Source organism: Streptomyces sp. JLSY215 (assembly GCF_059682825.1).
Window position 1 is genome coordinate 7,650,465 of the sequence record NZ_CM185022.1, and the last position, 21,008, is coordinate 7,671,472.

18 protein-coding genes are annotated in these 21,008 nt (G+C 72.6%); 5 read left to right on the plus strand and 13 right to left on the minus strand.

What is annotated here, in order from left to right; genetic code table 11:
• Window positions 1–39 precede the first annotated feature (39 nt).
• Window positions 40–1,470 (minus strand): xylulokinase, encoded by a 1,431-nt coding sequence (gene xylB / locus AC5677_RS33835; protein ID WP_497191692.1) that lies wholly within the window; start codon window positions 1,468–1,470, stop codon window positions 40–42.
• Between the two features lie 131 nt (window positions 1,471–1,601).
• Here xylB and xylA point away from each other — a divergent pair, with 131 nt between their 5' ends.
• Window positions 1,602–2,765 (plus strand): xylose isomerase, encoded by a 1,164-nt coding sequence (gene xylA / locus AC5677_RS33840; protein ID WP_497191693.1) that lies wholly within the window; start codon window positions 1,602–1,604, stop codon window positions 2,763–2,765.
• A gap of 19 nt (window positions 2,766–2,784) precedes the next feature.
• Here the strand turns inward: xylA and AC5677_RS33845 are convergent, their stop codons facing one another.
• Entirely contained in the window at window positions 2,785–3,750 is a 966-nt protein-coding gene (locus AC5677_RS33845; RefSeq protein WP_497196856.1) for an acetylxylan esterase, read from the minus strand.
• A gap of 136 nt (window positions 3,751–3,886) precedes the next feature.
• Between AC5677_RS33845 and AC5677_RS33850 the strand changes: the two genes are divergently transcribed.
• The gene (locus tag AC5677_RS33850; protein ID WP_497191694.1) at window positions 3,887–4,705 is read left to right on the plus strand and encodes a septum formation family protein; all 819 of its coding nucleotides are present in this window, start codon (window positions 3,887–3,889) and stop codon (window positions 4,703–4,705) included.
• Between the two features lie 128 nt (window positions 4,706–4,833).
• Here AC5677_RS33850 and AC5677_RS33855 read toward each other — a convergent pair whose 3' ends face one another.
• The 7 genes from AC5677_RS33855 to AC5677_RS33885 form a co-directional block, all read right to left on the minus strand.
• On the minus strand, window positions 4,834–5,685 hold the full coding sequence (locus tag AC5677_RS33855) for an amino acid ABC transporter ATP-binding protein (protein ID WP_497191695.1): 852 nt from the start codon (window positions 5,683–5,685) through the stop codon (window positions 4,834–4,836).
• A gap of 5 nt (window positions 5,686–5,690) precedes the next feature.
• Window positions 5,691–6,476, minus strand: a complete 786-nt coding sequence (locus AC5677_RS33860) for an amino acid ABC transporter permease (RefSeq protein ID WP_497191696.1) — start codon at window positions 6,474–6,476, stop codon at window positions 5,691–5,693.
• Window positions 6,477–6,487: 11 nt separating this feature from the next.
• Window positions 6,488–7,285 carry an ABC transporter substrate-binding protein gene (locus tag AC5677_RS33865; protein ID WP_497191697.1) on the minus strand — a complete coding sequence of 266 codons (798 nt, stop codon included), beginning with the start codon at window positions 7,283–7,285 and terminating at the stop codon, window positions 6,488–6,490.
• Between the two features lie 169 nt (window positions 7,286–7,454).
• Entirely contained in the window at window positions 7,455–8,375 is a 921-nt protein-coding gene (gene mmuM / locus AC5677_RS33870) for a homocysteine S-methyltransferase (protein WP_497191698.1), read from the minus strand.
• Window positions 8,376–8,455: 80 nt separating this feature from the next.
• Entirely contained in the window at window positions 8,456–11,479 is a 3,024-nt protein-coding gene (locus tag AC5677_RS33875; RefSeq protein ID WP_497191699.1) for a glycoside hydrolase family 2 TIM barrel-domain containing protein, read from the minus strand.
• Window positions 11,480–11,622: 143 nt separating this feature from the next.
• Window positions 11,623–12,918: an SWIM zinc finger family protein gene (locus tag AC5677_RS33880; RefSeq protein ID WP_497196857.1), complete on the minus strand. Its 1,296-nt coding sequence runs from the start codon at window positions 12,916–12,918 to the stop codon at window positions 11,623–11,625.
• Window positions 12,919–12,950: 32 nt separating this feature from the next.
• Complete coding sequence (locus AC5677_RS33885) at window positions 12,951–15,890, minus strand: SCO1167/SCO6262 family helicase (RefSeq protein WP_497191700.1); 2,940 nt, start codon at window positions 15,888–15,890, stop codon at window positions 12,951–12,953.
• Between the two features lie 148 nt (window positions 15,891–16,038).
• Here AC5677_RS33885 and AC5677_RS33890 point away from each other — a divergent pair, with 148 nt between their 5' ends.
• Window positions 16,039–16,221: a tail-anchor membrane protein gene (locus AC5677_RS33890; RefSeq protein WP_403498165.1), complete on the plus strand. Its 183-nt coding sequence runs from the start codon at window positions 16,039–16,041 to the stop codon at window positions 16,219–16,221.
• Between the two features lie 112 nt (window positions 16,222–16,333).
• On the opposite strand, the gene AC5677_RS33895 is transcribed toward AC5677_RS33890, so the two are convergent.
• Complete coding sequence (locus AC5677_RS33895) at window positions 16,334–17,122, minus strand: hypothetical protein (protein ID WP_497191701.1); 789 nt, start codon at window positions 17,120–17,122, stop codon at window positions 16,334–16,336.
• 111 nt (window positions 17,123–17,233) lie between these two features.
• Here AC5677_RS33895 and AC5677_RS33900 point away from each other — a divergent pair, with 111 nt between their 5' ends.
• Complete coding sequence (locus AC5677_RS33900; RefSeq protein ID WP_497191702.1) at window positions 17,234–17,638, plus strand: hypothetical protein; 405 nt, start codon at window positions 17,234–17,236, stop codon at window positions 17,636–17,638.
• On the opposite strand, the gene AC5677_RS33905 is transcribed toward AC5677_RS33900, so the two are convergent.
• The gene (locus tag AC5677_RS33905) at window positions 17,581–17,865 is read right to left on the minus strand and encodes a hypothetical protein (RefSeq protein WP_497191703.1); all 285 of its coding nucleotides are present in this window, start codon (window positions 17,863–17,865) and stop codon (window positions 17,581–17,583) included. The two genes, AC5677_RS33900 and AC5677_RS33905, sit on opposite strands and share 58 nt — an antisense overlap.
• Before the next feature lie 110 nt (window positions 17,866–17,975).
• Between AC5677_RS33905 and AC5677_RS33910 the strand changes: the two genes are divergently transcribed.
• On the plus strand, window positions 17,976–18,872 hold the full coding sequence (locus AC5677_RS33910; protein WP_497191704.1) for an oxygenase MpaB family protein: 897 nt from the start codon (window positions 17,976–17,978) through the stop codon (window positions 18,870–18,872).
• A gap of 13 nt (window positions 18,873–18,885) precedes the next feature.
• Here the strand turns inward: AC5677_RS33910 and AC5677_RS33915 are convergent, their stop codons facing one another.
• Entirely contained in the window at window positions 18,886–19,497 is a 612-nt protein-coding gene (locus AC5677_RS33915; RefSeq protein WP_497191705.1) for a class I SAM-dependent methyltransferase, read from the minus strand.
• Window positions 19,494–20,990: a purine-cytosine permease family protein gene (locus tag AC5677_RS33920; protein WP_497191706.1), complete on the minus strand. Its 1,497-nt coding sequence runs from the start codon at window positions 20,988–20,990 to the stop codon at window positions 19,494–19,496. Before AC5677_RS33920 ends, AC5677_RS33915 begins: the two co-directional genes overlap by 4 nt.
• Window positions 20,991–21,008 lie beyond the last annotated feature (18 nt).

Consider the following 21,008-nt stretch of genomic DNA (forward strand, 5'->3'; position numbering starts at 1 on the left):
GGGAAGGGGCCGGGGGAGGGCGGGGCGCGGGTTCGGTCCTCAGCCCCGGAGCAGGCCCTCCCCGCCCGCCAGCGTGTTCGTCAGCCGCTCCAGCGCCGCCTCGTCCCGCTCCCGGGCCTCGTACGTCGCGCCGCGGGCCGTGCCCCAGCGCCGGGCCACCGCCGCCGGGTCCTCGCCCAGCAGGAGCCCGGCCGCCTGGGCCGCAGCGCCGAGGGCCACCAGCTCCTGCGCCTCCGGTACCACCACGGGCCGGCCGGACAGCCGCCGTACGGTCTCCCGCCATGCCTGGCCCTTCGCGCCGCCGCCGATGAGCAGCAGCGGCGCGTCCGGCGCGGCGTCCGCGTCCAGCACCCGGTCCAGGGCCCGCAGCAGGGTGAACACGGCGCCGTCGTACGCGGCTTGGAGCACCTGGCCCGCCGTGGTGTCGTGCCGCAGCCCGTGCAGCAGGCCCGAGGCGGCCGGCAGGTTGGGCGTGCGTTCGCCGTCCAGGAAGGGCAGCAGCGTGGCGCCGCCACCGGCCTCGACGGCCTCCCGGTCGCGGCCGAGCAGCGCGGCGATCCGGTCCACGGCCAGTGTGCAGTTCAGGGTGCAGGCGAGCGGCAGCCAGTCGCCGCGCGCGTCGGCGAAGCCCGCGACGGTGCCGGTCGGGTCGGTGGGCCGGTGCGTGGAGACCGCGTAGACCGTCCCGGAGGTGCCCAGGCTCAGCACCGGCTGTCCGGGGCGCAGGCCCAGGCCCAGTGCCGCCGCCATGTTGTCGCCGGTACCGGCCGCCACCAGCGCGCCGTGCGGCAGCGGCAGGTCGTCGGCGCGGACCGTCCCGGCCGCCTCGCCGGGCGAGGCCACCCGGGGCAGCGCATCGGAGGACAGGCCGATGTGTTCCAGGATCTGCGCGTCGTACGACTCGGTGGCCGAGGCCCACCAGCCGGTCCCGGAGGCGTCCCCGCGGTCGGTGACGCCTTGCCCGGTCAGCCGCTGGGTGAGGTAGTCGTGCGGCAGCCGTACCGCGGCCGTGGCGGCCGCCGCCGCGGGCTCGTTCGCCCGTAGCCAGGCCCATTTGGCGACGGTGAAGGCCGGCCCCGGCACGCTGCCGACCCGGTCCGCCCAGGCCTTCGCGCCGCCCAACTCCTCGATCAGCCGCTCGCTTTGCGGCGCGGGCCGTACGTCGTTCCACAGGATCGCCGGACGCACCGGTTCCCCGGCCGCGTCCAGCGCCACCAGGCCGTGCTGCTGGCCGCCGACGGACAGCGCGGAGGCCTGCCGCGCCGCGTCGCCGCACTGCCGCAGCGCCTCGCCCAGTGCCCGCCACCACTGGCCCGGGTCGGTCTCCTTCCCGGCGCCGCCGCTGACGGTGTGCGGGGCATGGCCACGGGCGACGACCACCCCGGTCTCCGCGTCCACGACCAGCGTCTTGGTGGACTGGGTGGAGCTGTCCACTCCGACGACGAGCGGTCCGGCCGACTGTGCGCCCATCGTGCACTCTCCCTCAGCGGCTTGGTTCCAGGCCCCCCGGCCCCAGGGGCTTCCCCGGTGTGCTGCCGCATATTAGTTTGGCCGCGGCGGAATTTGTAAAGCCCCCTGACGAAATGACCGAGGGAGTCGCGATGAGCTACCGCCCCGTGCCCGAGGACAAGTTCAGTTTCGGCCTGTGGACCGTCGGCTGGCAGGGCCGCGACCCCTTCGGGGACGCCACCCGCCGCGCCCTGGACCCCGTCGAATCGGTGCACCGGCTCGCCGAGCTGGGCGCGTACGGCGTCACCTTCCACGACGACGATCTGATCCCCTTCGGCTGCGACGACACCGAGCGCGAGGCAGCGGTGAAGCGCTTCACCAAGGCCCTGGACGCCACCGGCCTGGTCGTTCCGATGGCCACCACCAACCTCTTCACCCACCCCGTCTTCAAGGACGGCGCCTTCACCGCCAACGACCGCGACATCCGCCGCTACGCCCTGCGCAAGGCGCTCCGCAATATCGACCTCGCGGCCGAGCTGGGCGCGCGCACCTATGTGGCGTGGGGCGGGCGCGAGGGCGCGGAGTCGGGCGCCGCCAAGGATGTGCGGGCCGCGCTGGACCGGATGAAGGAGGCGTTCGACCTGCTCGGCCAGTACGTCCTGGAGCAGGGCTACGACCTGCGGTTCGCCATCGAGCCCAAGCCCAACGAGCCGCGCGGCGACATCCTGCTGCCCACCGTCGGCCACGCCCTGGCCTTCATCGAGCGCCTGGCGCGCCCCGAGCTCTACGGCGTCAACCCGGAGGTGGGCCACGAGCAGATGGCCGGGCTCAACTTCCCGCACGGCATCGCCCAGGCGCTGTGGGCGGGCAAGCTCTTCCACATCGACCTCAACGGCCAGAGCGGGATCAAGTACGACCAGGACCTGCGCTTCGGCGCGGGAGATCTGCGCTCCGCCTTCTGGCTCGTCGATCTCCTCGAGACGGGCGGCTACGACGGGCCGCGGCACTTCGACTTCAAGCCGCCGCGCACCGAGGACCTGGACGGCGTCTGGTCCTCGGCGGCCGGCTGTATGCGCAATTACCTGATCCTCAAGGAGCGTGCGGCGGCCTTCCGCGCCGACCCCGCCGTACAGGACGCGCTGCGCGCGGCCCGCCTCGACCAGCTGTCCCGGCCCACCGCCGAGGACGGCCTGGCCGGGCTGCTGGCGGACCGCAGCGCCTACGAGACCTTCGACGCCGCGGCGGCGGCCGAGCGGGGCATGGCCTTCGAGCATTTGGACCAGCTGGCCCTCGACCATCTGCTCGGCGCCGCCTGAGCGCGCGGAAGCGGGCGGCTCAGCCGAACAGCTCGCGGACGAACGCCACCTCCGCGACGCGCTGCTCCCCGCCGCCGCCCTCATGTCCGTTGAACCGCCACACCTTGAGCTCCTTCTCGCCCGCGTAGTGGTGGTAGGCGGCGAAGCCCGTGGACGGCGGCACGACCTCATCGCGCAGCGCCGTGCCGAAGAGCGCCGGGGCGCCGGCCCGGACCGCGAAGTTCAGGCCGTCGAAGTGGTCCAGGGTGCGCAGGGCGGTTTCGATGTGCCCGCGCTCCCCCGCGAAGTAGCGGGCGAGCTCGCCGTAGGGGCCGGCGTCCGTGATGTCGAGCGCGCGCCGGATGTGCGCCAGGAACGGCACGTCGATCAGCGCGCCCGCCAGGCCGGGCACCAGCCCCGCCACCGCGAGGGCGGTGCCGCCGCCCTGGCTGCCCCCGGAGACCACGATCCGGTCGGCGTCCACCGCTTCGTGCCCGCGCGCCGCCTCCACGGCCCGTACCGCATCGGTGAACAGCCGCCGGTAGTAGTAGTCGTCGGGGTCCAGCAGCCCCTGGGTCAGTTTGCCGGGTACGCCGGGGTGGGTGGCGGCGACCGGATCGGGCGTACTGCCGGGGCGGTTGGGGCCGCTCTGCCCGCGGGCGTCCATGACCAGCGTCGCGTATCCGGCGGACGGCCACAGCAGCCAGTCGTGCGGCATCAGCCGGCCGCCGCCGTAGCCGAGATACGCCACGACGCACGGCAGCGGACCCGCGGCGTCCCGGGGGAGCAGGAACCAGCCGCGGATGCGGTGCCCGCCGAAGCCGGAGAACTCCACGTCGTAGGTGCGCAGCAGGGCGAGCCCCGCGTCCACCTCGGTGAAGCGGGCGTCCAGGTCGTGGCGGCGCGCCTCCTTGAGCGTGCGCCGCCAGAATTCGTCGAAACCGGGGGGTTCGGGCAGTGGTGGGCGATAGGTGCGCAGCTCGTCCAAGGGCAGGTCGGTGAACACGGGGTCGCCTCCGGGCCGTAGGGTGATGTGCCGGATGTCGGCAGATGTGCCCATCGACCGGATGTTTCAGCCGCGGAATGTTCCAGGTTGGTCACCGTGTCGCCCAAAGCCCCGTAAAGAAGCGATCATTTCTTCCATGAGTTTTCCTCCGCCTCCGTCGAATCAGCCACCGAACGACAACCCGGGTGGCTTCGGGCCACCCGCCGGTGGTGGCTACGGTCAGGGCGGTTACGGCCAGGGCGGTTACGGGCCGCCCGCCGGCAACCAGCCTCCTGGTGGCTACGGGCCGCCCGCGGGCGGTGGCTACGGTCCCGGCGGCCCGGCCGGTCCCGGTGGCTGGCAGCAGCCGCCCGGCCCGCCGCCGAGCGGGGGCGGCAACGGCAAGCTGATCGCGGCGATCATCGGCGGCGGCGCTCTGGTGGTGGCCGCCGTCATCACCTTCGTCGTGATGAACAGCGGCGACGACAACAACAAGAACCGCGCCGAGCCCACCAACTCCAGCGCCGCACCCTCCGCGTCCCCCTCCGCCACGCCGTCCGACGAACCCTCGTCGACGCCGACCGAGGAGGAATCGGAGAGCGCGACGCCGACGCCCTCCAGCAGCTTGCTCCCCTTCTTCCAGATGAAGGTGGGCGACTGCTTCAACGCATCGAAGGCGGGCGGTGGCAACAACACGCCGGCCTCCTGCAACGGCCCGCACGACGCCGAGGTCGTCACCCTCCACCGTCTTCCCGGCTCCGGCTACAAGACCGACGAGGAGATCCAGACGAAGGCGTCCGAGCTCTGCAAGAGCGACCTGGAGAGCAAGGCGCGCCGGCAGTCGGCCGGTACCGCCGAGGGCACCCTCGTGCAGTTCCCCAACACGAACGGCTACAAGCTCGGCATCAAGACCGTCAGCTGCAGCCTGACGGGGAACCGCACCAACACCAAGAAGCTCACCAAACCGCTTTCCTGAGCCGGGCGGCCGGAACGGGAACGAGCACCGGCGCCCGGTCACCACGGCCCTCGCCGTCCACGACACGGCCCTGACCGTCGCACGCGTCAGGGCCGTCGTCATGCCGCCGGCGACCGGACCGCCGCCCCTCAGCGGGCGATGCGCTTGTCCGCGTCCCCGCCGTCCGCCGCCTCGCCCACCTCCGTCACCGCTGCCGGATCCAGCACCCGCGCCAGAAACGTTCTGGTCCGCTCGTGCCGCGGTGCGCCCACCACCTGTTCCGGAGTGCCCTCCTCGACGATCACCCCGCCGTCCATGAAGACCACCCGGTCGGCCACCTCCCGCGCAAAGCTCATCTCATGGGTGACGACCAGCATCGTCATACCGTCCCGGGCCAGCGAGCGCATCACCGCCAGCACATCGCCGACCAGCTCCGGATCCAGCGCCGAGGTCGGCTCGTCGAAGAGCATCAGCTCCGGGTCCATCGACAGCGCACGGGCGATCGCCACTCGCTGCTGCTGGCCGCCCGACAGCTGCGCCGGATGGGCCGCCGCCTTCTCGCTCAGCCCGACCCGTTCGAGGTTGGCGCGGGCGATCCGCTCCGCCTCGGTCCGGTCGCGGCGCAGCACCCGTCGCTGCGCGATCGTCAGATTCTCCAGCGCGGTCAGATGCGGAAAGAGATGAAAGGCCTGGAAGACCATGCCGATCCGGCGCCGGACCAGATCGATGTCCACATCCGGATCGGTGACCTCGGCACCGGCCACCGTGATCCGGCCCGCACTGGGCTCCTCCAGCAGATTCACGCAGCGCAGCAGGGTCGATTTGCCGGACCCGGAGGGCCCGATGACGCACACCACTTCGCCGCGCGCCACCGAGAAGTCGATGCCGCGCAGCACTTCCAGTTCGCCGAACGACTTGTGCAGGCCCTGTACGTCGATGGCCTTCGCGTCCTCGATGGCCTTCGCGTCCTCGGGGGCCGCCGCGGTCCCGTCCGTCTCCATGCAGGTCACCTGGCCTTTGCCGTACGCGCTTCCAGCCGCCGGACCAGCTGGCCGAGCGGGAGGGTGATCACGAGGTAGAGCAGCCCGGCGATCAGGATCGGGGTCAGACTCTTGTGCTCGTTGAGGGCGTCCCGGCCGAAGTTGGCCAGCTCGAACTGGCCCAACGAGAGTCCCAGCAGATAGACCAGCGAGGAATCCTTGGTCAGCAGGATCAATTCATTGGTCAGCGGCGGCAGGACGATGCGGAACGCCTGCGGAATGACGATCGAGACCATGGCCCGGCCGTGCGACATTCCCAGTGAACGTGCCGCCTCCATCTGGCCCTTGGGCACGGCCTGAATTCCGGCCCGGATGGTCTCCGCCATGTACGCGGCGCCCACCAGGCCGAGCGAGAGCATCACCGTGACGTTCATATCGAGCGCGACCTGGAATGCCAGCGGCACACCGAAGCCCAGCGCGATGAACACCAGCAGCGCCGGAATGCCGCGGAAGAACTCGATGTAGGAGATGGCGATCCAGCGATATGGCGGCACCGACGACAGCCGCATCAGTGCCAGTATCAGACCGAGTGCAAGGCCGAAGCCGAAGCCGAGCAGGGTGTAGCGGACGGTATTGGCCAGTGCCGTGGTGATGACGTCGGGGAACAGCGCCTTGGCGATCTCGACGTCGAAGAACGCCATCCGCAGCTGGTGCCAGTCGGCGACCAGCGCGAGCGCCACCACGGCGGCGACCAGCACGCCGTACTGCACGCCGCGGACGATCCGCGCGCGCCGTCGTTTGGAGAGCGGCATGGGGACCGGCCTCAGCTCTGCGGAGTGGCGCCGAACCACTTCTTGTAGATGCGGTCGTAACTCCCGTCGGATTTCGCCTCTTTCAGCACTTCGTTGATCTTCTTGCGCAGTGCGTCATTTCCGGTGCGCACGCCGATGCCGTAGTGCTCACCGGTGTTGAACTCCGCGGTGACCTTGGTGTCCGCGTTCTGCTTCACATAGTCGAAGAGCACACCGTTGTCATTGATGCCGGCATCGACCTGCCCGGACTTCACGGCGGTCAGGAGCAGCCCCAGGTCCTCGAACTCCACCAACTCCACGCCCTTGCCGTGCTTCTTCGCGTAGATCCCGCCGGTGGTCGCCTTCTGGTATCCGAGCTTCTTGCCCTTCAGGTCCTCGACCTTCTTGTAGGGCTTGCCCTGCTTCGTCAACAGCGCCTGGGTGGCATTGAAATAGGGGTCGGAGAAATCCATCACCTTGTCGCGCTCGGGCGTGATCGTCATGCCGGCCGCGGCCAGATCGCATTTGCGGACGGTGAAGTCCTCGCCGGTCTCGATGCCTTCGAACGGCGTATTGACGATCTCCTGCTTGACGCCCAGGGCCTTGGCGACCAGGTCCACCAGATCCACATCGAACCCGACGACCTTGCCGTCCTTCTTCACCTGGAACGGTGCGTACGGAAGGTGGGTGCAGGTCTTGAGCGTTCCGGAGGAGACCAGCTCCAGGCCGCCGGAACCCTTCTTCCCGTCGGATGCGGTGCTGGTGCACCCCGCCAGGACGGCGATGGCCGCGGCGGCGGCTATGACAGGCAACGCGGAGCGAGCGGACACCGGTCCTCCAAGGCGGGATGAAGATCAACCAAGCCGTGCGTGCTGCAAGTTGGCCCGCATCCTGCCACTGGTCAGGGGTGCTGACACCGCCGCGTCGGTTGCGTCTGTGTAACGCCTTCAACCCGCGTACACGCCGAACCGGCCGGAGGTCCTCCTTCCGGTCGTCCGCTCAGCGGCCGAGGCAGGCCGCCACCTCGGCGATGACGTCCGGGCCGACCCGGCAGCAGCCGCCGATGAGCCGGGCGCCCGCCGCGGCCCATCCGGCGACCCGGTCGGCATCGAAGGCCGGGCTGCCGCACCACGCCCGAGCCTTGGCGTCCCAGCTCTCCCCGCTGTTGGGATAGACCACCACCGGCTTGCCGGTGACGCGCGCCGCGAGCTCCACCGCCCGGTCCGCATCCTCCGGCGCGCAGCAGTTCACCCCCACCGCGACCACCTCGTCCGCCTCCGCGGCCGGTGCGAACGCCTCCGCCAGCGGCTGTCCGGCCCGGGTGCGGTCGCCCGCCACGCTGTACGACAGATACGCCGGAACGCCCAGCCCGCGCACCGCCCGCAGCAGCGCACGGGCCTCCTCGGCGTCCGGCACCGTCTCCAGCGCCAGCACATCCGGCCGCGCCGCGGCCAGCACCTCCAGCCGCGGCCGGTGGAAACGCTCCAGCTCCGCCACCGACAGGCCGTAGCGGCCGCGGTATTCCGAGCCGTCCGCCAGCATCGCCCCGTACGGACCCGCCGACGCGGCGACATACAGCGGCCCGGCGATCCCGCCCGCCCGCGCCCGCCCCGCCGCCTCGCGGGCCAGCTCCACGCTCCGCCCGATCAGCTCGGCGGCCCGCCCGGCCCCGATGCCGCGCCGCGCAAAACCCTCGAACGTCGCCTGATAGCCGGCGGTGATCGCGACCTGCGCCCCCGCCTCGTAGTACGCCAGATGGGCCCGTACGAGCGCCTCCGGGTCCTCGGCGAGCAGCCGGGCCGACCACAGCGCATCGCTGAGGTCGTGCCCGGCGGACTCCAGTTGATTGGACAGCCCGCCGTCCAAGACGAGTGGCCCCGCGGCGAGGGCTTCGGTGAACGACGGGGACGTGCCGACCATGGTGCGGAGCCTTTCGGTGCTGCCGGTTGTGCCGCCACGCGGCCTCTCCCCGGATCGTAACGCCGGGCGTGCGGGCGGCCTCAGGCCAGCGACGAGAAGACGAAGGAGAACCGCGCCGGCGCCACCTCCAGCCGGTACTGCGGCAGCACGCCCGGCCCGCATGACTTGCTGCCGATGCCGTGCTGCGCATGGTCGAGATGCAGCCACAGCCGGTCGCCGGGCGTGAGATCGGTGGTGTGCCGGGCCGCGGTCAGCTCCTCCACCGGCCAGCGGCGGGCGGTGAAGTAGAAATGCGGGTCGCCCTCGATCCGCAGGCCCGAGCCGTTGCTGCCGGTCAGCTGCGCCCAGCGCACATCGGGCCGCGCGCCGTTCTCCTGCGGCCGGACGTACGGCGTCTGCAGCGCGTCCACCGGCATCGACCAGCGGCCCACCCGCGCCGCGGCCCGGGTGTCGGGGTAGCCCTCGCCGGGCCCGCCGCCGAACCACTCCGCCCGCCGCAGGCTCCCGCACACCGCCATCCGCACCCCGAGCCGCGGCAGCGGGCCGGGCCAGTCGCCCTCCGGTTCGACGGCCACCTCCAGGCGCAGCAGATCGTGTGCGGCCGTCCAGCGGTAGACGGTGCGCAGCGCCAGAGCCGTGGCGGCCGGGGCGACGCGGCTGTGCACCACCAGGGCGTCGGGCCCGGCCTCGACGGCGTCGGTGCGATGCCGCATCCGGTGCAGGCCGATCCGCCGCCACTCGGTGGCCGGATGCGGTCCCGGATGCCAGGCCGCGCCCTCGTCGTTGTCGGTCGGTGCCCGCCACACGTCCAGGCGCGGGCCGATGAGCTCCACGCCGTCCAGATAGCGGAGCGTCCCGGTGGTGGCGTCGAAGGTGCCCGGACCGAAGACGATCACATTGCCCTCGCCGCGGCGCGGGGCCGCGCGGACCCGGTCGGCCGGCGGGCAGGCGGCCCGCGGGAGTACGGGGGCGGGCAGCTGGCCCCAGGCGACCTCGTGGCCGGTGTCCGCCCAGGGGGTGTCCTCGGCGAGGACCGCCTGGACCGTCCACCAGGCCTCCCCGGTGTCGTCGTCCGCCACCGGCGGCGCCGTCAGCTCCACCTCGGCCGACTCGCCGGGCTCCAGCGGCGGCACCTCGAGCCGGCCGTGGCCGCGCGCTTCGCCCGCCACCTCGTACCGCCAGCGGAATGCGAGGTGTCCGAGACCGGCGAAGTCATGGAGATTGGTGATCCGGACCCGGCCCGCTCCGCCGCGGCCACCCGGTACGCCCTCGATCCGTACCGGCTCGATGACCTTCTTGAACTCCACCAGGCCGGGCGAGGGCGTCCGGTCGGGAAAGACCAGCCCGTCGCAGACGAAGTTGCCGTCGTGCAGCTCCTCGCCGAAGTCGCCGCCGTAGGCGTGGAACACCTCGCCGTCGGGCGTCAGCTGCCGCAGCCCGTGGTCGATCCACTCCCAGACGAACCCGCCCTGACAGCGCTCATACCGCTCGAACAGCCGCTGGTACTCGCTCAGTCCGCCCGGACCGTTGCCCATCGCATGCGCGTACTCGCAGAGGATGAAGGGCAGTCGGCGGCGGCGGGCGTCCAGCTCGGGGTCGGGCAGCGGCTCCTCGGTACGCCGGCCGATGCGCTCCACCTCGGCATGATCGGCGTACATCCGGGAGTACACATCGGTGTCGGCGCAGCTGCGGTCGCCCTCGTAGTGCAGCGGCCGGGACGGATCGCGCTCGCGCATCCAGGCGGCCATCGCGGACAGCCCGCGGCCCGTGCCGCACTCGTTGCCCAGCGACCACAGCACGATGGCGGGGTGGTTCTTGTCCCGCTCGACCATCCGCCGGGCCCGGTCCAGCAGCGCCGGCTGCCAGCGCTCGTCGTCGACCGGATTGTCCCGCCAGCCCTGCTGGCCGAAACCGTGCGTCTCCAGATCGCATTCGTCGATGACCCACAGGCCCAGCTCGTCGCAGAGGTCGAGGAAGGCGGGGTGCGGCGGATAGTGGCTGGTGCGGACCGCGTTGACGTTGTGACGCTTCATCAGCACCAGGTCGCGGCGCATCGCCTCCGGGCCCATGGTCCGCCCGTAGCGCGGATGGAACTCATGGCGGTTGACGCCCCGCAGCAGGATGCGGCGGCCGTTGACCTTCAGCAGGCCGTTCTCGACGCGGACGGTACGGAAGCCGATCCGCAGCGGGATCCGCTCGCCCGGGGTGACCAGCTCGCCGTCGTAGAGGTGCGGCCGCTCGGCCGTCCAGGGGCGCACCGGCACCGTCGCGCTCTCCCCGGTCGCCAGGTCGAGCCCGAGCTGCGGGACGGTCACCCGGCCGGCGGGCGCGCACTCCACGCGGAGCGTGCCGTTGCCCGTTTCGTGATCGAAATCGGCGTGTACGAAGTGGTCGGCGACCGAGCCCCGGGGGCGGCGATGCACCGAGACGTTGCGGAAGATGCCGGGCAGCCACCACTGGTCCTGGTCCTCCAGATAGCTGCCCGACGACCACTGGTGGACGCGCACCGCCAGGACGTTGCGGTGCGGCCGCAGCAGATGCCCGATCTCGAACTCGTGCGGCAGCCGGCTGCCCTTGAAATGCCCCAGCTCCTGACCGTTGAGCCAGACCCGGGCGCAGGACTCCACGCCGGCGAAGTGCAGTACCGCGGGCCCCTCGCCCCAGCCCTCCGGCAGATCGAAGACATGGCGGTGGTCGCCGGTCGGATTCTCGTCCGGCACCCGCGGCGGATCGACCGGAAAGGGGTAGGCGGTGTTGGTGTAGGCGGGCGCGCCGAACCCCTTGAGCGCCCAGGTGCCGGGCACCCGCAGATCCTGCCACTGGGCATCGTCGAAGTCCGGCCGGGCGAACGCGTCGTCCTCGGCGCCGGCGCTCGCCGACAGCCGGAACCGCCAGGTGCCGTGCAACGAGATCCGGGCGGCATCCGATCTCGCGTACCAGGCGCGCGGCGGCAGCGCCCCGCTGCCCGGCGAGCGGTCTTCGTAATACGGGGGGAGGCGGTCCTCGCGTCCGGTGGGGTGCGGTGCGCGGTCCGTCGTGTCGGCGGTCCCTGGCGGCTGTCCGTACGGCGTCTGCTGCGGCGCGTGCTGCGAAGTACCGGTCACTGGTCCTCCTGCTGCGGGCGACTTGCCTGGCGGTGGGGGATCGGTTCAGCGAATCACGACCGGAGGCACGGCGCAGCAGGATGGGGCGGATTGGGCCAGGCCGGTCCGGTGACGGGCCGCCGGTCCGGCGGCCCGCCCCGCCCTCACCCGTCCGTCGACAACCCCGCCAGCGCGCCCGCCGGATCGTCCGTGGCCGGACCCGCGGGTACCCACTGCCCGTCTTCCTTGCGGTACGGCCACCAGCGGCCGTCCCGCCCGTAGCGCAGCTGGGCGTCGCCGCCGACCACCGTCCAGCGATTGCCGGTGGCCCGCAGCCGGGGCCGGGCCTCGTCGTCCTCCCAGGCGGCCGCGAGCCGGTCGGTCGCCCGTGCCAGCGCCTCCGGCCCCGGCGACCACTCCTCCTCCAGGACCGCGAGCGCGGCCGTACCGCCCAGCTGCCAGGCCCGTACGGCCAGCGCCAGCCCCCGCACGCTGCGTCCGGAACCGGCCGCCAGGCGCGCGGATATCCGCTCCCCGGGACCGGCCGCCGCCAGCCGCACCGCATCCTGGGCGGGCGTCGGCGCGGGCGCCGGCGGGCTGTCCGCGTGCCAGGTGGCGAGCGCCTCCGCCAGCAGCAGCTGGGCACGGGCCGCGGCGTCGGCTATCAGGAACTCCAGGGCGGCCACCTCCACTCCGGGCGCGGGCGGGGTGCCGCCACCGAGCACCGGCGCGCGGCCCGGGGCCTCGACAGCGGGTGGCGGCGCGGGCAGCGGCGGCAGGATGTCGCGCGCCGCATACGCCTCGGCGGCCGATACGCCCATGGCGGGCCCGGTCTCCCCGGCCGCCGGCGCCTCGCCCCGCGACGCACTGCGCGCCGTCAGCTCCGCCAGCAGCTCCCGCTCGCCCCGGCCGCGCAACAGCAGCAGGACGAACGGGTCCTCGTCCAGCAACCGCGCCACCTGATAGCACAGCGCCGCCGAATGCGCGCAGTGATCCCAGGCCCCGCAGCTGCATTCCGGCTCCAGGTCGCCGATGCCCGGCAGGAGTTCGATGCCCGCGGCGGCCGCGTCCTCGACCAGGACCGGCGGCATGTCACGGTCCAGCAGCGCCGCGATGTGCCCGGCCCGGTCCGCGACCATGTCCAGGAAGGGGTCCCAGTCCGCCGGGCTCAGCTGCTGCCACAGCACATCGGCGCGGTGCGGGGTGTGGTCGCGGTCCTGTACGACGGCGGTGATCCGGCCCGGCCGCACCGAGACCGCGCCGACCGCGCCGGCCCGCGCATGCCGCCGGCCCAGCTTCAGCTGCCCGTTGTCCAGCGCGGTGTCCTCCAGCGCCTTGAGCCACGCCTGCCCCCACCAGCTCCGCGCGAACGCCCCGCCGCGCGCCGCCGGCAGCGCCGCGAAGGTCCGCTCGGGCTCGTCCGTCCGTCCGGGGGCGTTCCCCTCGTCCGGTGTGTCCATCCCGCCGGGTGCGTCCCTCTCGTCCGGTGTGCTCATCGCTCGCTCCCTCGCAAGGTGACCAGGTCCGCCAGCTCGGCGTCGCTGAGCTCGGTCAGCGCCGCCTCGCCCGACCCCAGCACCGCATCCGCCAACTGCTGCTTACGGGAGAGCATTTCGGCGATCCGGTCCTCGATCGTGCCCTCCGTGATCATCCGGTGGACCTGCACCGGCTGGGTCTGCCCGATGCGGTAAGCGCGGTCCGTGGCCTGCGCCTCGACGGCTGGGTTCCACCAGCGGTCGAAGTGCACCACATGCGCGGCCCGGGTGAGGTTCAGGCCCGTACCGGCCGCCTTCAGCGACAGCAGGAACACCGGCGCCGCACCCTCCTGGAACCGCCGCACCATCTCCTCGCGCCGCGCGACCGGCGTCCCGCCGTGCAGGAACTGGGTGGGCAGCCCACGCGTCGCCAGATGCCGCTCCAGCAGCCGGGCCATCTGGACATACTGCGTGAACACCAGCACGCTCGCGCCCTCCGCGAGGATGCTGTCCAGCAGCTCGTCCAGCAGCTCCACCTTGCCTGAACGTCCGGCGATCCGCGGCGAGTTCCCCGCCCGGCCGCCGTCCGCCTCGGCTTCCTTCAGATACTGCGCGGGGTGATTGCAGATCTGCTTGAGCGAGGTGAGCAGCTTGACCACCAGCCCCCGCCGCGCGAACCCGTCCGTCCCGGCGATATCGCTGAGCCCCTCGCGCACCACGGCCTCGTACAGCCCGGCCTGCTCCCTGGTCAGCGCCACCGCCCGGTCCGTCTCGGTCTTGGGCGGCAGCTCCGGAGCGATCCCCGGATCGGACTTGCGGCGGCGCAGCAGGAACGGCCGCACCAGCCGGGACAGCCGCTCGGCCGCCCGGCCCGCCTCCGCGGACGCCGCGGAGCCGCCCTCGATGACCTGCGCATAGCGCGTACGGAACCGGCCCAGGGGCCCCAGCAGCCCGGGGGTCGTCCAGTCCAGGATCGCCCACAGCTCCGACAGATCGTTCTCCACCGGGGTGCCGGTCAGCGCGACCCGGGCCTTGGCGGGGAGGGTGCGCAGCGCCTTTGCGGTCGCGGAGAACGGATTCTTGATGTGCTGCGCCTCATCGGCCACGACCAGCCCCCAGTCCACCTCCGCCAGCTTCCCGGCATCGAGCCGCATCGTGCCGTAGGTGGTGAGCACGAACTCGCCGTCGGCCAGGTCCGACAGGCTGCGCCGCGCGGCATGGAAGCGGCGCACGGGCGTGCCCGGCGCGAACTTCTCGATCTCCCGCTGCCAGTTGCCCATGAGGGAGGTGGGGCAGACGACGAGTGTGGGACCCGCCGAGGAGGGGTGGGTCTGCCGGTGCAGATGGAGCGAGATGAGGGTGATGGTCTTGCCCAGCCCCATATCGTCGGCGAGGGTGCAGCCCAGCCCCAGCGAGGTCATCCGGTCCAGCCAGCCGAGGCCGCGCAGCTGGTAGTCGCGCAGCGTCGCGGCGAGCGCGGCGGGCTGCCGGAGCGGCGCGGCATCCGTGCGCTCCGGATCGGCGAGCCGGTCGCGCAGCTCGGCCAGCGGGCCGGACGCCGTGACGCTCACCCGGCGGCCGGTGTTGTCCTCCGTGGTGCCGGTGAGCGCGGCGCCGAGCGCGTCCAGCGGTGTGACCTTGCGGTCCTGGTGGTCGCGGGCGGCCCGCAGCTCCTCAGGGTCGATGAGCACCCACTGGTCGCGCAGCCGCACCAGCGGCCGGCCGGCCTCCGCGAGCCGCTCCAGCTCCGCCTTGTCGATCTCTTGGTCGCCCACCGCGAAACGCCAGCTGAACGAGAGCAGCGCATCGGCGGACAGCAACGAGGGCAGGCCGGACGCGGTCCCGTCCACGGGGTCGGGCGATCCCACCACCACCCGGCCGGTCAACTCCCGCGCCAGCTCCTTCGGCCAGTGGACCCGCACGCCGGCGGCGGCCAGCGCGCGCCCGGCCGGGCCGAGCAGCTCGGCGATCTCCTCGTCGGCCAGCGGCAGCGCGTCCGGCACCGCGGCGGACAGCAGCGGGGTGAGCGCCGGCCAGGCACCGGCCGCCCGCCGCAGCGCGAGCAGGGTGTCCATCCGGGCCCGCGGCCCGAACGCCCGCCCCGCCGAGGACGCCCCGGCCCACACCTCGGCGGCCTCCGCGACCAGTGTCGGATCGGTCAGGCCGTGCAGCTGGAGCACGGCGGTGAAGGACGGCCGGTCCGCCGTGTCCCTCCCGTGTACCTCGACCCGCAGCGAGATCCGTACGCCTGCGTCATGGCCCGCTGCGACGTCCGCGGCCCAGGGGCGCTGCTCGGGGATGCGCTGCGGTGCGGGCGCCGCGAAGGCCGGCCCGCCGGCGGCCGATACCGCGGCGGGGGACCGCGGGAGGCCGTCGGCGACCGCGTCGAGGAAGGCCCGCAGATGACGCTCCGGCTCGGGCAGTTCGAGCGGGTCGGTGTCCGGGAGGGGCGAGGCGTGCGCGTACGGCGGCATGGCGGCGGCGAGGTCACGCAGCCGTGCGATGTCGGCCGGATCCAGCGGGCCCAGCCGCCAGGCGTCGTGTTCGGCGGGGCTCACTCCGGGCAGCAACCGGCCGCGGGCGGCCAGCTGCAGCGCCAGTACGCAGGCGGCACCCCAGAAGGCGGCGGCCGGATCGGCGCCGCGGGTGGCACGGGCACGGGTCAGGACGGGCAGCGCCGCGGCCACGGGCAGGAGCACGGCGGGGACGGCGGACACGTACACCCCGCCGTCGTCGTCCGGCAGAGCGACGTCGAGCTCTTCCACCGTGGCTCCGTAGCCGCTGCTGCCGCTGCCGTTGTTGCCGCCGTCGGCGACGGCGGCGGCCGCGATGGGCTCGCCGTCGGGCCGCCAGAACGCGACCCGTCCGGCACGGGGCGGATCGCCGGGCAGAAAGACCGCCGCGCAGCGGGTGAGCTCGGTGAGATGCGCGGCCGGGACCGCGGGGAGGAATGCCACTGGGTCGAGAACTCCTCAAGTTTGACTACTGGCGACTGCAGCGCCCGAGGGTACAGGACCGAACGGCATTCGATGGAACCTGTGAAGCGGATCCGGCGTTCAATGGAATACACAGAGCGCGGCGCGGGCCGCGGAAGGGACGTGAAGGATGTCCACACAGGCGAAGGTCGCGGTCGGCGGCATCGCGGTGGGAGTGATCCTGCTGTGGCTGCTGCCCTTCTGGGCGGCCCTCTTGGTGATGATCGGGGTGCCGGCCGTCGCCTATCTGACGCTCGATTCCTCGCAGCGGCGTCGGCTGCGCCGGGTCACCCGTAAGGAAATCGGGCGCTGAGGCGTAAGGAAATGGGGCGCTGAGGGGCGGGGCCGGGGCGCGGTGGCCCGGACGGGGCCGGTGAGGTCTCGCGCCGGTGCCGGACCGCCCCGGGCCCCTCGGCCACCGGGCCTCAGGAAGGCCGCACCGCCAGCGCGTCCAACGACGACAGCAGCCCCGGAAGTTCGGGCCCCCGGCCCACCGGATGTACCTCGCCGGGCTCCTCGTCCAGGAGCACGAACGCGATGTCGTCGGTGCGGGCCACCATGCTCCAGCCCGGCCCGTCCACCCGCAGCGTGCGCGCCTCGCCCGCCGCGAACGACGACCGCACGCGGCCGGGCGGCGGTGGCTGCGTCAGATACCCGCGCGCCTCCTCCAGCACCCGGCGTACGCCCTCGTGCCGCCCTTCGCCCGGCTCCGCGAAGGCCTCCTCGTCGTCCACCTGCTCGCGCCACGACGCCCACTGCAGCGCGATCTCGTCCGCGCCGAGCCGCCGCTGGGCGGGGCCCCAGCCCTCGGCGTCCGGCGGGGAGAGCGGCGCCGGATCTCCCTCCTGCGGCGTGGGGTCGTGCGGCGCGGACACCTCGGGAGCCGACACGGCAAGGGCGAGGGGCCAGCCGGGCAGCGCCCCGACGATGCTGCTCTCGCCGGGCGAGAGGTCGTACTCCATGCCGCAGTCCCAGGCCGCGATCGCGCAGGCCACCAACGACACGTCCTCCGTCGCCACGGTCCAGCGCGCGCCGTTGCCGTCCTGCCCGAGGACCAGCCCGTAGCCCTCGGCATAGGGTTCGAGCCCGAGGCCGGCACACACCTCGGGGTAGTCGTCGCCGAGCACGCTCGGGAACTGCGCAGGAGTCAACAGCACCGCCGTCAGCACGAACAGCTGGTCGCCGGCGCTGTCAGTGCTCTCGGTCGTGGGCACGCGGGGCCTCCCTTTCCGATCCATCCGGACTCGATCCGGAACCGATCCGGAATCCATCGGCGCACCTTAATTGGATGAGCTGGGGCTTGTCACCCGCCGTACGCTGCACACATGTGTATCTACAGCAGTGGGACGCACGTCGTGTGCCTGGGCTGCCGGGTCGCCTACAAGAGGCCGGCCACCTCGCAGCCGCCGGGCCCCTGCCCGCAGTGCCGCGCCGAGCTGATCAATGCCGGTGCCGACCTGGCGGTCCCCAGAAAGCGCGACACCGCCGGCTGGCGCGCGCTGGCGGCCGTACTGCGCGCCGGGCTGACCTTCCACGGCGGCTGCTGCGGTACGGGACCCGGCTACCGCCCGCGTACCCCGCGCGAGGTCCGGGAGCGGCTGGCCCTCGCCGAGCGCACCGGAATGCCGGTCGAGCAGGCACTGTCCGTGCCGGACCCGGCGTTGACGGACCGTTACGGCGCCACCGGCAGGCCGAGCAGCTCGCGGGCGACCCTCAGCGGCGGCTGCTGACGCTCCCGCGCCAGCGCGATCACCGCCCGGCAGGCCAGCTCGTTGACCCCGAAGGCCAGAGCCTCCGGCGACACCCAGGCGGCGGCCTGCGCGCCCCGCTCCTCGTCGTTCTCGGCGCCCGCCGCCACATGCTCCGCCGCCGCCTCGAAGAGGTTGTGCGCCCGCTCCGGGTGCGCGGGTCTGACGCCGCGGAATCTCCGGGGGATGTCGCGTATGAATCCGGCCATTGCCACTCCCGATCCGCCGCCCTGCACCGTCGTTGAAGTATGCCCGAGGCGCATAAAATGGGAACTTCTGCGGACGAGGGAACTTCGGCGGACGAAGGGACGGACATCAGGTGCGCCGTTACGACTGGCTGAAGGAGATCCGGCGGCTCGACCCGGAACGGGATTTCCTGCAGATCTACCGCATCACCGCGACCCATGAATTCCCCTGGGACATGACCAGGGCCCTGGAATTGGCGCTCTACCGCACCTATGCCGTGCCCAGCATCGGCCGACTGCTGGCCGAGACCGCGGAACTGACGGACCGTACGCAAAAACGCTACGACGACACCGCCCTCCTTCTGGACGCCGTCCTGGAGCACGGCTTCGACGCGACGGACGGCCGGACGGCGATCCGCCGGATGAACCAGATGCACCGCAGCTACGACATCGGCAACGACGATATGCGGTATGTCCTGTGCACCTTCGTGGTGGTGCCCAAACGCTGGATCGACCAGTACGGCTGGCGCCGGCTGAGCCGGCACGAGACGCGCGCCATAGCGGCCTATTACCGCACCCTCGGCCGCCATATGGGGATCACCGGAATCCCGGAGACCTTCGAGGATTTCGAGCGCTGTCTGGATGCCTACGAGGACGCGCACTTCGGCTGGGACGAAGGGGCCCGGCGGGTATCGGACGCCACATTGGACCTGATGGCGGGCTGGTACGGCCCGCTCGCCCCGGTGGTGCGCGGCGCGAGCATGGCCCTCCTGGACGACGCCCTGCTGACCGCCTTCCGCTACCCGCGGCCCCGACCGGCCGTCCAGAAGGCGGTCCGCGGTGCGCTCAAGCTGCGCGCCGGGGCCGTACGGCTGCTCCCACCCCGCCGCAAGCCGCACTACGCCCGACAGAACCCCGAGATCAAGGGCTATCCCAACGGGTTCCGGATCGCCGAACTCGGCACCTTCCCCGCCGCGCGAGGAGCGGGCGGCTGCCCCGTCCCGCATACCGAGGACCCGGCGCCCCGGTGAGGGGCGTCGCGCGTCACCCCTGGCGCACCGCGAGCGCCAGATAGCGGGCGTCCTCATCCAGGTACTGGACGAGGTCCCAGCCGCTGCCTGCCAGGAGGGGCCGCAGATTCGGCTCCGCCCTCAGGTCGCCGGGGGTGATCGGGCGGCCCTTGCGCGCGGCGAGCGCCGCCCGGCCGAGGGGATGGAAGAGGGCCAGTCGGCCACCGGGGCGTACGGTCCTGGCCAGTTCGGCGAGGCCGCCCGCAGAGTCCGGCAGATGCGAGACGAGACCGGCGGCGAAGACGGCGTCCAGCGCCCCGTCGGGCAGCGGAAGCCGGGTGACATCGGCGAGCAGCAGTCCCGCGAAACGGTCCCGTCCGGCCCGTACGGCCTGCCGCAGCATCTCCGGGGTGAGATCCGCTCCCAGCACCGTCCCGCGCGGTCCCACGGCCGCCCGTAGCGCGGGCAGGGCGCGCCCCGTACCGCAGCCGGCGTCCAGGACCCGGTCGCCCTCCTGGAGGCCCAGCTCGGCGACGCCCGCGGCATAGGCGGGCCCGTCGTCGGGGAACTTCGTGTCCCAGTCCGCGGCGCGCGGCCCGAAGAAGGCACGGACCTCGTGCGGCCGGTCGGCATGGTGGTCGGTCATCGGTCTCCTTCGGGGGCGGCACGGTCGGCCAGAGGGGCGGTGACGGCGTACAAGGCGCCCGCGACGAACAACGCCACCACGACGCCGAGGTTCATGGCGCCCAGGGTGCCATGCGCGGCGCCGTCGCTGAGCAGGAAGCCCACGGCCTTGGCGAGGTGCGGATCGGCGGAGGTGATCAGGCCGAGGCCGACGGCGGTGGCCAGGGCGAGCGAGAGCACCGCGGGCCATCCCAGGGTCCGTACGGACGCAAGATCGAACCCCGACCGGCGGCGGCGCCACTGCTCCACCAGGAAGACCGCCGTCCAGGCGGCCATCGCCACCCCGATGATGGACAGGAACGCCTGGAACGTGGCGAAGAAGCTGGGCGAGACGAACAGGACGTACCAGCCGCCGCCGGCCATCAGTACACCGTCCACCAGGACCGCGAGGTGACGCCGGACCGGGATGCCCAGGGCCAGCATCGACATGCCCGAGCTGTAGATGTCCATGATCGCCCCGGAGGCGAAGCCCCCGATGGCGGTGAGCAGATACGGCACGAGGAACCAGGTCGGCAGCTCGGCGGCGAGCGCGCCCACCGGGTCGGCGGCCGCGGCCCGTGCGAGCTTGGGGTCACCGGAGTTCAGCAGCACCCCGAAGACCAGCAGCACCACGGGGGCCAGCACCCCGCCGAGGGTCGTCCAGGCGGCGATGCCCCGTCCGCTGCTGTTCCGCGGCAGGTAACGGCTGTAGTCGGCGCCGCAGTTGACCCAGCCGAGCCCCAGCAGCGTCATCGCGAACACGACGCCTCCGATGAACGTACCGAGATCGCCCGGTGTGCCGCCGCCCAGCGCGGAGGGATCGATGCGGTCGGCCATCAGCACCAGGTACACCACGGTCATCAGGGTGATCGCCGCGGTCAGATACTTCTGCACCCGCATGATCAGCGCATGCCCGAAGATCCCGACGACCACCACCGACACCGCCGTCACACCGAAGCACAGCGCCTGCCCGGCCGTGGTCGGCGTCGTCCCGTCGGCCCGTGCGAAGGTGCCGGGCGAGATACGCGCCAGGACGACGGCCCCGCCCAGTGAGGAGAGCGCGACCAGCACGGTCTCCCAGCCGACGTTGGAGACGTAACTGAACAGCGTGGGCAGCTTGTTGCCCTGCCGTCCGAAGGAGATCCGGCCGATGGCCATGGTGGGCGCGCCCGTGCGGGTCCCGGCGACGGAGATCAGGCCGACCAGGATGAACGACAGCACATAGCCGATGGCCCCGGAGACGATCGCCTGCCACGGGTTGAGCCCGAGGCCCACGAGGTAGCTGCCGTACGCGATGCACAGCAGGGACAGCCCGGACGCGGCCCAGGGCCAGAACAGGGACCGCGGCGTGCCGTGCCGCTCGGACTCCGGCACCGGATTGATGCCGTTGCGCTCGACGGTGCCGGCCGGGGTGTGCGCATCGGTACCGCCGCCGTCCTGCTCCCGGGCCTGCTCCTGCGCCTGTTGCTGCGTCATGAGCTGATGATCCCCCAC